The organism is Frigoribacterium salinisoli, assembly GCF_054781095.1.
The window spans coordinates 108,973-122,992 of the sequence record NZ_BAAGVB010000007.1; the positions used below are offsets into that span (position 1 = coordinate 108,973).

The following is a 14,020-nucleotide window of genomic DNA, read 5'->3' on the forward strand; positions in this document are numbered from 1 at the left end:
GATCAGGGTCCCCAGACGTGCGCCATACTGATTGACGAGGAGTCGAAACCGCCGTTGTCAACCCATTCGTGGACTGTCTTTTGCCCGCTGGGAGGGGTGTTATGTTGCCCAATCGAACCAGCGAAATCTGGATACGAATTCGTGTTGAGATCCGCGTTGGGGGCTGAGGGAGTGTGGGACAAAACGATTTTTTTGTCTGAGAGACAGGAAGTGCCCTGAGGGCCGCTGTGGTTGAACTCAGGGAACGCGGGGGGAGCGCTATGCACTCCCCCCGCGCGTCGCCCTAGTTCAGGACACGGGACTGCTGTCCGCGTGCGCGGATGATGCGCTTGATCTTCAGTGCGATGGTCTTCATTTTTTTTCACCTCCCTTGTGCTGTTCCTGCCCGCCGATCAGGTCGATCAGCGGGTCAAGTGGTGGAGCGGAGGTCGAAAGTCAGAAAATACGGGACTTTCGACGTTTTCGCCCAAATCTCTGGGTACGCAACGGCGGTCTCGGGGGTTGGCTGCGGCTCATAGAGGGCATTGACCGAAAGGCCGCTCGTGCGAAACAGGGAGAAGTAGGTCTCAACAGTTCGGTGGTAACTGCGGAGAGACCGTAGCGAGACATCTCCTGCGGCCGACTCCCAGTGCTTCTCGATCGGCTTTTCCTCGAAGTACTCCCGAAGGCGCATCTCCTCGTAACGCCAAGTGTCACCATCGGCAGTGCGTATCCATCGCGCACCGTCCTTGATTGGGTGTGGCACAGTGACCAGGAGGCGACCATCCTTGCTGAGTCGGTCTGCCATCCACCCGACGGCCTCTTCTACCGCCCCGGGGGCGATGAGGTCGAGAACGTTGGTGCACATGATTAGGTCGAAACGCTGGTTGCTCGGAACAGATCGCAGGTCATGCGTAAGCGTCACGTCGAGGTCTGATGAAGCTTGAAGTACGCCACGGAACTGCTCGAGCATGCCCGTCGAGACATCAAAGGCGTGAACGCTGGCGCCAGCTCGAGCTGTGCGGATGGCTTGGTCGCCGCTTCCGCAGCCATAGTCGAACGTCATTTGTCCAGGCTGCGGCTGAGCGATCTCGTGCAGAAAATCGTCGAGCACAATCTTGTTGATCGAATCCGTGCTGCGGTTTTCGGCGTAGACACTTTCGATGGAGCTAGTGACTACTGCTGTGCTCTCCGCTACGTGCGGCTCGTGTGAGCCGCATGCTTGGCAATCGGCGAGTCGGTTGACGTCTTCCGTCGTCTTCTCGTAGTTCCTAGAATCTATGAGTATCCGACGACCCGCGGTCTCGCAGGGCGCGCCCCCAATGAGACGGATCGTCTCGTTGGCTGCCATGGACGCGATGATGAGGTTCAAAGGGCCGTAGCTTGCGGCCTGCAATCCTGCGTTGAGGTTGCCTCCGTCATCCTGGACTGAGTCGAGAAGTCCGCTGTCCGCCCGCATGCATTCGTAGCAAGCCGTAGAACCTGGGAGGACCATAGGACCCACGGTTCCATGTCCCTCAATATATCCTGCAGTAATATAAGCATACCCGGATGATCGGGCGCCGGCATCGACCCATTTGTGGATCTCGTCTGGACTGTCGGCTGACACCATCACCGCGTCGCAATGCTGTAGCTCCTTCAGAAACATTCCCTCCGACGCGGCTGCTTCGATGGTTGATATCTCGACTTCCGAATTGATGGCATGCAGTCTCCGCCGAGCGGCCTGCACCTTGGCTTCGCCGATAGTGCTTTCGTCGTACAGAACCTGCCTCTTAAGGTTGCTGAACTCAATGGTGTCCCCGTCGGTCAGAATGAGGCGTCCAACGCCTGCGGCCGCCAGGAGGGTCGCTACGTTGCTTCCGATCCCCCCTGTCCCGACAACGGCCACCGTCGATTGCTTGAGACGTTCTTGGACATCCGCGGGATTAAGCCCTAAGAGATCGAAATACAGCAAGTGACGGGCATATCGACTGTCGTCCGGAATCGGGGAACCGACAACGCCTGCCTCGATGAGGGTATCGATCGTGTCGAGCCAGCCGTCCGCGTCGACGCCGGCGGCTCCGTTCATTTCTTTAGCGACTTCCCGGGCTGACCTCGGACTCGAGAGTTTGCGTAGGAGATCATCGAGCTCTTCAGGAGCGTCGTCAATCTCGATCCCGCGAGGGGGCATGTTGCCAAGTCGTATCGCCGTGCCGGCGCGTCGAACGGCGAGATAAGGCTTTAGTTGTACCTTCACAGTGGATTCCTTTCAACTGCATGCAAATCTGCGTCGCGGATCGCCTTGCTCACCACCGCGAGTTCTTCATTGATGTACAGGGCAGCGGCACCGTCATCGAGGGCAACCCCCTGAGGAAGGCGTCCAGCCTCGACCTCACGTCGGAATTCGCCCTCGCGTTGAGGTTCGGAGTTGTAATGGGGGCAAAAGCTGCCGGGTAGAAGCCCTAGGCCGTCATTTAGTGCTGCCACTGGGCCGAACGAGTCCGTAAGACACGCGTCAAACCAGCACGCCGCCCCGGCGCTGATGCCACCCAGCACGACTCCTCTCGCATAGGCCTTCTTCAGGGCAGGGTCCACGCCGTGCAGGCGCCATACAGCAAGCAGATTGGCGGTGCTGCCTCCACCGACGTAGATGACGTCTTGTTCGGAAAAGAAGGCATCTAGGTCGTCGACCGACCTTCTGAAGAGCTCGAGATGGGATGGCACGGCGCGTGCGGTTAAAAAGGCGGCGTAAAAGCGCTTGATGTAATCGGGCGAATCGCCACTCGCTGTAGGAATGAAGCAGATCCTTGGAGAGTCTTTCGCTGCCGCGTTGAGAAGTACGTCATCGAGCTCAACAAACTCGCCGTTGGAGAACCCGCCTCCGATAAGTGCAATCTTTCTGTCCGTCACGCCACCACGTCCATATCTTGAGAGGTCCGCAGCGTGTTCCGAATAGGAACCAACACAAGCAGAGTCGCGAGGATGCTAAGTACTAGCGCTAGTCCGCTGATGCCGAATGTGGCGGACATACCCACTGTTACGGCGGCTTGACCGGCTACGAGGTATCCGAGGGGCCGGAGCGAAGCGGCCCCGAGGTTAGCGATTGCCGAGACCCTGCCGAGCATGTAGTTGGGGGTCACTGTCTGGAAGTACGTCTCCCACAGCGTGTCTCCAAGGGAGGCAGCGACGCCGGCCATAACCGTTATGGGCACCAGGACTATCAACGGTATGGGAGTCGCGGCGAGCAGCAGAAGCGGGACCGCGAACATGAGAGTGACTTGCATCGCAATCAGCGGAATGCGCGGCCGATACCTCAGCGCCACGAAACTCCCGGCAATCGCTCCGACGCCGTAGCTGGCGGCAAGCGCCGCCCACCATGAGCCCCCGCCCTCGGCTCGAGACGCAAGAACAGGGCCGAGAACGAAGAACACCGCGAAGGTGGCCTGAAAGACGAGAGCTTGAAGGACAGTCACCAAGAGCCAGCGCGTGGTCCACACATGGTGCCACCCCTCGCGTACCTCAGCCCAGTATGGAGAAGGCGTTGATCTCTTCGGCGCGCGGATTTTCCATGCTCGGAGCATGACGAGCGCAGCTGCCGCGAAGGTGAACGAATCGAGGAGAATCAAGGTCGCGGGCGTCATCGCTGCCAGCAACACGCCGGCCGCCACAGGCCCCAGGATGCTCGCCGTGTTTCCCGCAATCGCGAGCAGCCCGTTGGCGGATTGCAGACGCTCCTGGACCACGATCTGAGGAAGGATTCCCACGATGGCGGGTCGTAACGCCGCCGTAATGGCTCCGAGCGCAGCTTGCAGTGACAGCAGAACGGCCAGGGAGGGCGTACCGGACGTGAACTCAACGCTGAGGAGCAGTTGAACTAGGAACGCAAGAGAACTCGCTACGACGATGATTCGTCCCCTAGGAAGCCGGTCGACGACGACTCCTCCGAAGAAGAGGACCAGCAATGGCGGAAGGCTTCGGGCCATGAGGACAAGGCCGATGTCAAGGGCTGAACCCCCTGAAGTAATGACTGCTAGTGAGATCGCAACGAGTGACAGTTCAGTCCCGGCAGCAGTAATGAACTCCGCCGCGAGGAGCCACCGGAACGGGCCGCCCTGATCGCGAATCGCCTTTACCTGTCGATGGGCTCGCGTTAAGAGCGAGTTGCTCATGCCGCCCGCCCCTTCCTTGGCGAGTTCCACCACTCGACGGGGCCGCCCTCGTCCAGCAGCGGCATCACAAAGCTCTGCGCCTCAATCGGAGTGACTACGTACGTCAGGCCATAAGGACGTCCGGCGACAAGGTACCGGTCGCGGATGGTCTCACGAGCTTTGTCCGAAATGCGCCCACTCGAATTGGCGTATCGCTTAAATGAGGCATCGGGTTGAAACATGATGAAGGCATGCGGAGCACCAAAGCTGTAGCGCGAATGATCCTTCGGATAGACGGCACCAAACGTCAAGACGTAGAACCGCTCTCCGTGAAACATGAATTGCCACCCTGGTTTACCTGGTCGCCCGAATGGGCGGGGTAGACCGTCTCGCTTGGTCAACGCGCGCAGAAGCATATTGGTGACCCGTGCCAGCTGCTCCACGCTTTCCCCAACATGACGGGGTAGAGCTATAAGGAGGCCGTCGAGCTCTTCCTTGCGGGCTGCCCTACTGAAGCCTTTCAGCCTTTTAGCAAGAGCTCCAGCAATCAAGCTTGGGTCTGATGAGGAGAAGTCAAGACTCCACATTCGCGCTCGGGGGGCGAATACGCACTGAGTCGCGAACTGAATTGAATCGAAAGTAGATGTAGGGGCTGGACCATCGGCGGAATCCGCGAAAGGCAGCAACCCCGAAGCCTCTTGGAGATCTTCCAGTGAAAAACGGCGGACGTTGAGGCGACTCCGAGGCGAAGCGATGCGCTCGCCATTGTAGTAATTTACCAAGTCCCTTATGCGTGCTCTGCTTGTTTTGAGGTCGCGAGGGCCCGTGCCCTTAGGGACGTATCCGCGTCGTCTCTGGCTTGACCTGGGGCCCCGCGCTCGACGGTCCGGCTGCCGCGCTTCCAGTTCCGTCGCCAGACCTTCGAGGAGCGCCACGGTCGGTAGCTGTCCCCATGATTTTTCCTCCATGGGGAAGAGACGCTACTGACATTCCATATTTTATTCCAGTCGGCGCTTCGACCGACTTGCCTGTACCCCTCCCTGGGGTCTGCCCCGGGTTTGGTTGACGTCTGAACTGTGAGGATCCGGTCCTCGCTGGAAGGATGTCCACCGTGGCAAAGCCCTACCCGAGAGAGTTCCGCGACGACTTCGTGGCCGTGGCCCGGAAGGGCCAGGCGCCGTTGTCGCAGATCGCGAAGGACTTCGGCATCTCCGAAGGCTCGTTGACGAACTGGATGAAGCAGGCCGACATCGAAGACGGCCGCCGTCCCGGCCTGACCGACGCGGACCGCGCCGAGCTGCGCGACGCCCGGAAGCGGATCCGGCTGCTCGAGCAGGAGAACGAGGTCCTGCGTCGTGCTGCTGCGTATCTGTCGCAGGCGAACCTGCCGCGAAAATAGTCTTCCCGCTCGTCCGCGAAATGGCCGCGGCCGGCGCCCCGATTCGGGTGCCGGTCGCGGTGGCGTGCAGGGTCCTGGGGTTGACGCCGCAGGGGTATTACAAGTGGTTGCAGTAGCCGGTCTCCGACTGGGACTGGGCTGATGCGCACCTGATCGATGTCCTCTACGACCTCCACGCCGACGACGCCACGCTCGGCTACCGGTTCCTTAACGACGAGCTCGCCGACGTGCACGGCCTCCATGCTGGCGAGAACCGGGTGCACCGGCTGTGCCGGATCGCGGGCATGACCGCGAGTCATCACCGGAAGAAGGGCAAGTCCGGCAAAGCCGGCCCGGCCCCGCATGACGATCTCCTCGCCGTCGTCGACCGGCACGGCGTCATCCGGCGCGAGTTCGCGGCGACAAGGCCGAACCAGGTGTGGCTGTGGGACATCTCCGAGCACCCCACCAGAGAGGGCAAGCTCTACCTCTGCGCGATCAAGGACGTCCACTCGAACCAGATCGTCGGCTACTCGATCGACGGGCGGATGAAGTCCAGCCTCGCCGCTGCCGCGATGCGCAACGCGATCGCACTGCGGTCGCCGACCGGCACGATCTGCCACTCGGACCGCGGGGGCCAGGGCGGATTCAGCTGGTCGTCGCAACACTTCGATCTGGAGGTGTTCGGTGGTTCGTCGACAGCAAGCTGCGGACAGGGCGATTCGTCGGAAGCTCCGGTCTCCGGGGCATCCGAAGTTCCAGCGGGCTATCGAGGCGGCGTTCTGGGGGCAGGTCGCGAAGGGGCTACTCGCCGAGGAAGCGGCGCTCGTTGTCGGCGTCGCACCCGCGGTGGCCGCGCGATGGTTCCGCCACGCTGGCGGTATGGCGCCCTTCGATATCACCCAGCAGCCGTCGGGCCGCTACCTCTCGTTCGCTGAACGGGAGGAGATCGCGCTGCTGAACGTGCAAGGCAAGGGCGTCCGCGAGATCGCCCGCGCCGTCGGCCGTGACGCCGGGACGATCTCTCCCTAGCTGCGTCGCAACGCAGCCACCCGAGGCGGGAAGCCGGAGTACCGGGCGTCGGTGGCGCAATGGAAAGCGGACATGGTCGCCAAGCGTCCGAAGACGGCGAAGCTGGTCACCAATCCGCGGTTGCGCGCGTATGTCGAGGATCGTCTTGCGGGGAAGATTACCCGTCCCTATGGGACAGTTGTCACCGGGCCCGAGTCGCCGCGCTTCACGGGTCGAGGCAAGCCACACCGAAAAGACCGGGGCTGGTCATGGGCATGGAGTCCGGAGCAGATCTCCCACCGGTTCAAGCTCGACTTCCCGGATGATGAGTCCATGCGCATCAGCCACGAGGCGATCTACCAGTCGCTCTACATCGAGGGCCGCGGCGCACTCAAGCGCGAGCTGATGTGGTGCCTGCGCACCGGGCGCGCACTGCGCGTCCCACGTGAAAGGTCACGTCGCAAGACCTGGGCGCATGTCACTCCCGAGACACTCATCAGCGAACGGCCCGCAGAAGCCGAAGACCGCGCCGTTCCTGGCCACTGGGAAGGCGACTTAATCATTGGGCTGGAGCGTTCCGCGGTGGGGACCGTCGTCGAACGCACTACCAGGTTCACGCTGCTCGTCCACTTACCGCGTGAGGAGGGCTACCGACACAAAGAGACACCGAGGAACGGGCCAGCACTGGCCGGCTATGGCGCAATCACGATGAAGAACGCACTCGCGAACAGCATGTCGACGCTGCCCGCGCAGCTGACCCGCTCGTTGACATGGGACCGCGGCAAGGAGATGTCCGCGCACGCAAAGTTCCGCGTCGAGACAGGTATCCCCGTGTTCTTCGCCGACCCACAGTCGCCCTGGCAGCGCGGCACGAACGAGAACACCAACGGGCTCCTGCGGCAGTATTTCCCCAAGGGCACCGATCTGTCTCGCTGGTCCGCGGAGGACATCGACGCGGTTGATCAGGCGCTCAACACCCGACCACGCAAGACGCTCGGCTGGAGAACCCCCGCTGAAGCTTTCAACGAGCAGCTACTGTTGCTCCAACAACCCGGTGTTGCAACGACCAGTTGAACCTGGTCAATTTCGAAGCCGAAAGCTGCGGCGTGCTCTGACTCGTCACAGCATGATCGGATCGATGGGTCGGGGGGCCTCTTGCGGTGACAACGCCGCGATGGAGAGCTTCTTCGCGCTCCTGCAGAAGAACGTCCTGGATCGACGCGCGTGGGCTACTCGCGAGGAGCTGCGCATCGCGATCGTGACCTGGATCGAGCGGACCTATCACCGGCGTCGCCGACACACCCGCCTCGGCCGCTTGACCCCCATCGAGTTCGAGGCAATCATGAGGACCAACGTCGCCCTCGCGGCGTGACTACAACTGTCACCTAACCGTGCAGCAGACCCACAACCTCGAGCCTGACGTGGAACTCCTTCACGCCAGCGGGCCAAGGTTGTGGAATGTCTGAGCCGGATGGGCAGGCCTGCCGTCATCAACCGTCTTTCAAAGCGATGTTCGCAGCCACACCCGTGTTCGCCCAGTCCATAGCCCCTAAGGCACCAGCCTCGCCGTGCGCCCCGAGAGTGGCACCCGGGACGCCCGGCGTGTAAGCGTGACGCCCGCAGGGCTAGTTCTGCTGCATCGCCGACTGGCTCAGTGAGGCGGGCCACAGGGCCCAATCCCGGACCGATCGCCCCTCGACGAACTGCCACGACTCCCGGCACCGATCGCACAGCAGTCGGACGTCGTGCTCTCGGAAACCGGGGATGTTGTCGTGCTCCTCAGTGACCGTCCCTTCTCCGCAGGGGCACGAGAAGTCGTAGCGCTCAATGGTGCCAGCACCCGCCCCGTGGCCTTCGACGTCGTCGGAGCTGCCCACGATCCGGTCGGTTCGAATGGCGCCGGCGTTCCACTCCCGAACCGCTCGCTTCCCGCCCTCGTAGAACTCGCTCGCCGCGCCAAGGGTGTCCAGGATGTCGAGGAGGTCTTCGGGCTGGCGAGCGAGCCGGTGGTCGCTGTCTTTGACGCCGGCGGCATAGTCGAAGGCCACTCGACCGACCGAGTCCTGTCGACCAAGCTGCAGGAGCAACCAGTCATGGAACGGCGCCGGCTCAACCTCAGGGACCGTTTCGCTCCAGCGCACAACCAGAAGCGTTCCAGTGGATGCCTGGGTCAGGGCGTCCCGAAGGTGAGCCAACCCGGCCGGGCGGTAGTGGTGGCCTTGCGGGTCTGTTTGCCCCTTGTCTACCGTGCGCCTGACGTAGTCGTGCTGCCGGTCATCAATCTCGACGACGAGGTTGGGGTTTTTGTAGGCCTCCCCAGACAGGAAAAGCCCAAGGGTTGCGGCGACCCAGATGAGTCGGCCGTTGGAGACGTAAGAGCAGTGCGGTGCCAAGAAGAGCTCAGCGGTGTGTTTCAGGGTGTAGCTCCCCACGCCGGGCTCCGACGCTGCATCCTGGGGCGAGAACAGCCGAAGGAAGTCGGCGATCAGTGCGAGTTCGATGAAGTCGGAGTCTCGGGCGAAGGTCCACACCGGTTCGTAGTTGAACCCGTTTTCGCCAAGGCCGGCGTCGCCACCTTGGGAACCGACCACGGCATGGTCGGTCAGGGTGGCGATTAGCTGCCGGGCACTCAGGCGGTCGCCCAGGAGCCCCTGAGCAAGCGGATTCTGCATCTGTCGCAGGGCGGCTGTGTAGTTGGTACCGGTGAAGTTCGACCAGGCGCGAGCATCTTTCTGAATGTCGCGGTTGTCGAGGTGGTTGGAGGAGGGCATCTCAATCTCAGTTCCGGGCCCCGCATCTCACGCGTGCAAGCCCTGTTGTGAGAGAGATCTCAATCCAAAGGCGCTGCTTCTGAATCGGCCACCGTTGTCCTCGACGCCTGGATTGCGTGAGAACGCAGGCTTGGAGTGTGGCAGTTCAGTCTGCCCACGGAGAGACTAGCGAATGTCCGCAGAATTGAGAAGAGGTCGCAACCAGCGGCGATAGCGAGTTTGATCCAGACCCTCTGGCACGGTCTCGCCGCTCGAGCGGACCTAGGGGCCAGTCGAGAGGGACTCGTTGCCGCCGCCGAGGCCGCGATTGTGTGCCTTCCTGCCGCTTAACGTGAGCTCTCGCCTCGCTCTTGATGAAGCTATCCCGCACAAGTGTGGGGTGGTTTTGTCCGAGGATGGGGATCACACGAGGAGGCGGACCTCCATCTCAGTTGCCTACCTCTTCTCGCCACAGGTCGACGATGTTGTCGCGGTAGGTCTCGCGGACCCGTTTCTGCTTGCCTGCCAGGATCTCGGCTCCGACGGTTCCAAGGGCGAAAGCTGCGGACCCACGCCAGTTATGGCGAAGCGCTCCAGCCACAAGCTGTTCCCGGGTGAAGGGCACGCCGGCGTGTTTGAGCTTCTGCAGCCCGTCCACGACCCGGGACTTGTCTCGGGGGTCAGTGATGCCGGTGCTCGAGTTCACGGAGTTCGTGAAAGTTGCCAACGCAGCCGTGAGAACCGGGTCTGGCGCCGGGACTTCACCAACGGAGCTGACGCCTAGGGAGGGCACGCCGTAAGCGCTCACCCAGGCACGGTGCGAGTCGTGGACGCCAAGGACGACGAGCGCCGTCGTTTTATGATCCTCAAGGGCCAGGAGCATTTCGAGGTCGGGGAAGAACGAAAGCTGCGGTCCCATCACGCTCTTGTTTGCACTGCTGTGCCGCCAGGTTGCGAAGGCGGCGAGGCCGCGGCGATCCAAATCCCGAAGTGTCGAATTTTCCCGGATGGCGTCGCGGGAAGGAATCTGCACGCCGATCCCCTGCCCAGTGGCGACTCCCGTTCCTGCCAGCCATGTCAGCGCGATCGACAGGTCGGCCTCGTTGTCACCGCTGAGGGGCAGGTACGCCCTGGGCACGTTCGAACGGTCAGCTTCAAACATCATGGCGTGAGCATCTCAGCAACCAGTGACAACGCCACAAGGCCGCCCCGCATGGAGACGCTGAGGAGATGCGGGCCTAGGTGAGGTTGCCCCAGTAGGTCACGAGGATGGTCGTAGCCAGGATCGGTAAGCCAACCTTGGCTCCCGCTTCGAGGGCTCCCCTGGCGCCCCGGCGAAGACAAGCTGCACGTTCAGTTTGCCGCACATGTCCGGTCCACCGACGCTCGAGCCGCAGGACGAAAATCTCCGCCTCGCCTGCCCGCACAACCGCGCCAAGGTCCACGAGCCACATGGCGACCATGTGGCCCGCGGCCAGCGAGGTGACCACGCCAAGAATGCGGAAGATCAGCGCTTGAGCTTCCCCACCGAACAATTCATCCATAGCCGCAGCGGGTCCCTGCGCATCCGCTGTCGCGGACGCCCCGATTCCCACTGCAGTTGCGATGGCAATGGAGCCAATAAACACCACTGCGGACCACAAGAACTTGCCGAAGAGCGCCGCCCGGTCAAACAACGCGCTAGATTCTCGGAGCCTTTTCCGCGGTGGCACGGAGGCAAGCAGCCACACCCCCGGCAGGACCGCAAGGCCCCACAGCCCGGTCCAGATGCCCAGAGCAATTTTGCCGCCGGTTGACATACTGGCCGCCGGCGCGAGAACTAGGTAGACGAGCCCGCCCAGAGCGAAGGCCGCGGGCAGGACATCCGTGATCGCGGTGAAGCGACGGCCAAGGCGGGAGCTGGACACCCTCACTGGGGAGACCTGAGGGTCCTGTGATTCGCCGTCGTGAGCTGTCGAGGAGCTGGTCATGGGCGAAATGTACAGCCGACGGGTGACGCCGGGAGTTGGCGGCGCAGCCTGTCTAGGAGGCAGACGGATCGGCACTCTTAGCGTCAGCTTTGGCCACAAGCAGGGCGCTTGGAGGCCAGGTGCGCGGCCTCGAAAATGGTCTCTTGGGCCGCCGGACTTGATGCGACATAGGAACCGATTTCCGAGATGATCGCCATCCAGGTTCCTACGCGGTGTCGAACGTCTCGCTCGAGACGTTCGCGGTCGGCGGCGCCGCATTCTCCCTCAAAGACGAAGCACCGTAGCTGGTCGTAGACGTGATCCCAACTGACGCTGAGACCAACCCGGTGGCTGGTATCGAGGCGTTCGAAGCGAACGGTGCCGAAAGGTCGGGACTGCTGCAGGTTTGGTTGACTCGTTCGTTCAGGCCGCGAGGGCGACCTGTGGGTTGATGATTGCTTCGTACTCGATCGGCGTCAACTTGCCGAGGCCCCGCTGACGTCGCTTCCGGTGGTAAGTCCCCTCGATCCAGTGCACGATCGCGAGTCGTAGCTGCGTCCTCGACGTCCACCGCCGCTGGTTCAGAACGTTCTTCTGCAGCAGCGCAAAGAAGGACTCCATCGCTGCGTTATCAGCGCACGCCCCGACCCTGCCCATCGACCCGCGGAGGCCTGCATCCGAAAGCGCGCGGACGAACTTCTTGGAACGAAACTGGCTGCCACGGTCAGAGTGGACGGCGGTGCCGACCGGGTTCCGGCGGGAAATCGCCATCTGGAGGGTCCCGACGGCCAGTGAGGACCGCATCCGATCGCTGATCGAGTACCCGACAATACGACGGGAGCAGGCGTCCTTGACGGCGCAGAGGTAAGCTTGCCTTCGCTGGTGTTGTGCTCGGTGATGTCCATCAGCCATAGCCGATCAAGGTCCGGTGCGGTGAACGCTCGCCGCACCCGGTCCTCGTGCACAGGCGGGCCAGCTTTCCGCGTCAGTCCGCGCTTCTTGGCATGCCGCGGCCAGAGCCGCTGCTGCGAGCACAACCGCCACACCCGCCGCTCCGAGACCTGATGGCCGGCCGCGACGAGATCGTCGGCGATGAACCGGTACCCGAACGTCGGGTCGTCGCGGTGCACGTCGATCGCGGCGTTGGTCAGGTGCGCGTCCTCCCACTCGCGCCTGGACACGGGCTGCTTCCGCCAGGCGTAGAACGCCTGCTTGGACAAGCCCAGCACCCGGCAGGTCACCGCGACGGGAATCCGGTCGGCGGCAAGCTCGTGGACCAGCGGGTACATCATTTTGGGAGGTGCGCTTGGGAGAGGTACGCGGCGGCACGGCGGAGGATCTCGTTCTCCTGCTCGAGCAGCCGGTTCCGCTTCTTCAGCTCCCGGAGCTCCGCGCTCTCCGTCGTCGTCACGCCCGGCCGGACGCCGTCATCGACGTCCGCGCGGCGCAGCCAATTCGTCACCGTCCCCTCGGATATCCCGAAGTCCTTCGCGACCTGCGTCACCGGGATCTCGCCCCGACGAGCGACCGCGATCACGTCGCGTCGGAACTCCTCCGGTAAGGCCTAGCCATGATCGAAATCCTTTCACCGAGGATCAGATCCTCAGAGATCAGGAGTCAACCAAACCTGCAGCAGTCCCCTATTGCCCGGCAATGCCTAAGAACCTCATCCAGGCGACCGTTGATGTCGAAGCACCCAAGTCGGCTGCGAACAACATCGACCCAGAGACCTACTACAAGCGCATCGACGAGCGCGTTCACTACAAGCTCCGCCGGAAGGAGAAGCCCGACGCGGACGGCAATGTCCCCATGATGTGTCCGGCTGTTGGCCCAAACGCCACCGTCGAGTGCCCCCTCAAGGAGCTCCACAACAAAGCCCCCGACAAGCCACGCCCCGTCGTCCTGAGGCGAAACCTGCCCGCCGTCCCCGACAAGATCTGCACCCAGACGTCCGTCAAGTTCGTCCGCGAAGACGGCATCGAGACCGAGCAGGCACTGCACTACGGCAGCCGTGAGTGGCACGAGATCTACGAGCACGACCGCAACAGCATCGAGAGCATCAACGCGTACCTCAAGACCGGACCCGAGCGCATGGACGAGTCCGCCGGCCGACGCGTTCGCGGTCTCGCCGCGCAGTCCTACATCTTCACGATCATGATGGTCACCACCAACCTGCGGCGCATCGCAAAGTTCATGAACACCCACCGGAAGGCGCAGCCGAAGACGCCGCCGATCCAGCGCAGCCGCGACCGGAACAACCTCACGAACTACAGACGCTGGTACGACCGGGTCGATGGGGTCTTCGAAGAAGACCTACCCCCAGCGGAACCCGCTCCCGCGCTTCGGACTTAGCGAATCCGCCGCCTTTTGACACTTCACCTAGCAAGACAGGACAATCCGCCGCGCCCGAATGGCGCGGCTTTCGTCGTTTCGGGCTCGGGCGCGAGCAGTCAGAACTCAAGGGACCAGGGTCGCAGGGTCGAAGTGGCGAGATCAAGCCCTAAAGACGAGAAAAGCCCCCGGAGATCCGGGGGCTTTCTCTTAGAGGCTAGTTACGCAAACGGATTTCGCCAGTTCCGTAATCAGCCCTATGGCGGGTTGTTTGCACAACCTCGCGATCCCTCTGAACTCGGGCTTGCTCGCGAAGCGGCAGGCTGAGTTTCCCCCGAGCACCTCGCCATTTTCCCCCGGCCAGGTACTGCGTCGCTCTGAGGCCTGCTGAACGCGTCGCCCGCGGGCGACCGTGTTGGCGTCGAGTTCGGGCCTGCCCGCGCTGAAGGTCCCGTCGTGTGTCAACGCAACTCCCGCCTCGTGCTTGCTCCTGTT

8 protein-coding genes and 4 pseudogenes are annotated in these 14,020 nt (G+C 62.6%); 4 read left to right on the top strand and 8 right to left on the bottom strand.

Annotation, left to right across the window (positions count from 1 at the left end):
• Window positions 1–409: 409 nt before the first annotated feature.
• Genes ACYVHQ_RS14040 through ACYVHQ_RS14055 form a run of 4 tightly spaced genes read right to left on the bottom strand, consistent with a single transcriptional unit; the run spans window position 410 to window position 5,074 of the window.
• Entirely contained in the window at window positions 410–2,215 is a 1,806-nt protein-coding gene (locus ACYVHQ_RS14040) for a ThiF family adenylyltransferase (protein ID WP_460514109.1), read from the bottom strand.
• Entirely contained in the window at window positions 2,212–2,868 is a 657-nt protein-coding gene (locus ACYVHQ_RS14045; RefSeq protein WP_460514111.1) for a Type 1 glutamine amidotransferase-like domain-containing protein, read from the bottom strand. The genes ACYVHQ_RS14040 and ACYVHQ_RS14045 overlap by 4 nt, the downstream gene beginning before the upstream one ends.
• Window positions 2,865–4,127 (bottom strand): MFS transporter, encoded by a 1,263-nt coding sequence (locus ACYVHQ_RS14050; protein WP_460514113.1) that lies wholly within the window; start codon window positions 4,125–4,127, stop codon window positions 2,865–2,867. The genes ACYVHQ_RS14045 and ACYVHQ_RS14050 overlap by 4 nt, the downstream gene beginning before the upstream one ends.
• Window positions 4,124–5,074 carry a YqcI/YcgG family protein gene (locus tag ACYVHQ_RS14055; RefSeq protein WP_460514115.1) on the bottom strand — a complete coding sequence of 317 codons (951 nt, stop codon included), beginning with the start codon at window positions 5,072–5,074 and terminating at the stop codon, window positions 4,124–4,126. Before ACYVHQ_RS14055 ends, ACYVHQ_RS14050 begins: the two co-directional genes overlap by 4 nt.
• A gap of 143 nt (window positions 5,075–5,217) precedes the next feature.
• Here ACYVHQ_RS14055 and ACYVHQ_RS14060 point away from each other — a divergent pair.
• The 3 pseudogenes from ACYVHQ_RS14060 to ACYVHQ_RS14070 form a co-directional block, all read left to right on the top strand.
• A pseudogene (locus ACYVHQ_RS14060) lies at window positions 5,218–6,125 on the top strand (IS3 family transposase); the annotation flags it as partial.
• Between the two features lie 46 nt (window positions 6,126–6,171).
• A pseudogene (locus tag ACYVHQ_RS14065) lies at window positions 6,172–7,569 on the top strand (IS30 family transposase).
• Between the two features lie 7 nt (window positions 7,570–7,576).
• Window positions 7,577–7,867, top strand: a pseudogene (locus ACYVHQ_RS14070) (integrase core domain-containing protein); the annotation flags it as partial.
• 253 nt (window positions 7,868–8,120) lie between these two features.
• On the opposite strand, the gene ACYVHQ_RS14075 reads toward ACYVHQ_RS14070, so the two are convergent.
• From ACYVHQ_RS14075 to ACYVHQ_RS14090, 4 genes and pseudogenes are all read right to left on the bottom strand, one after another.
• On the bottom strand, window positions 8,121–9,266 hold the full coding sequence (locus tag ACYVHQ_RS14075; protein ID WP_460514117.1) for a hypothetical protein: 1,146 nt from the start codon (window positions 9,264–9,266) through the stop codon (window positions 8,121–8,123).
• A 427-nt stretch (window positions 9,267–9,693) separates the two neighbouring features.
• Complete coding sequence (locus tag ACYVHQ_RS14080) at window positions 9,694–10,410, bottom strand: hypothetical protein (protein WP_460514119.1); 717 nt, start codon at window positions 10,408–10,410, stop codon at window positions 9,694–9,696.
• Window positions 10,411–10,483: 73 nt separating this feature from the next.
• Window positions 10,484–11,215, bottom strand: coding sequence for a hypothetical protein (locus ACYVHQ_RS14085; RefSeq protein ID WP_460514121.1), 732 nt, complete (start codon window positions 11,213–11,215; stop codon window positions 10,484–10,486).
• A 402-nt stretch (window positions 11,216–11,617) separates the two neighbouring features.
• Window positions 11,618–12,731, bottom strand: a pseudogene (locus tag ACYVHQ_RS14090) (IS3 family transposase).
• 116 nt (window positions 12,732–12,847) lie between these two features.
• Here ACYVHQ_RS14090 and ACYVHQ_RS14095 point away from each other — a divergent pair.
• A complete protein-coding gene (locus tag ACYVHQ_RS14095; protein ID WP_460514123.1) occupies window positions 12,848–13,546 on the top strand; it encodes a hypothetical protein in 699 nt (232 codons plus the stop codon).
• Window positions 13,547–14,020: the final 474 nt, after the last annotated feature.

Coding starts and splice junctions, on each gene's coding strand:
- ACYVHQ_RS14050 (WP_460514113.1), bottom strand. CDS start 4,127: ATGAGCAACTCGCTCTTAACGCGAGCCCATCGACAGGTAAAGGCGATT.
- ACYVHQ_RS14055 (WP_460514115.1), bottom strand. CDS start 5,074: ATGGAGGAAAAATCATGGGGACAGCTACCGACCGTGGCGCTCCTCGAA.
- ACYVHQ_RS14075 (WP_460514117.1), bottom strand. CDS start 9,266: ATGCCCTCCTCCAACCACCTCGACAACCGCGACATTCAGAAAGATGCT.
- ACYVHQ_RS14080 (WP_460514119.1), bottom strand. CDS start 10,410: ATGATGTTTGAAGCTGACCGTTCGAACGTGCCCAGGGCGTACCTGCCC.
- ACYVHQ_RS14085 (WP_460514121.1), bottom strand. CDS start 11,215: ATGACCAGCTCCTCGACAGCTCACGACGGCGAATCACAGGACCCTCAG.
- ACYVHQ_RS14095 (WP_460514123.1), top strand. CDS start 12,848: ATGCCTAAGAACCTCATCCAGGCGACCGTTGATGTCGAAGCACCCAAG.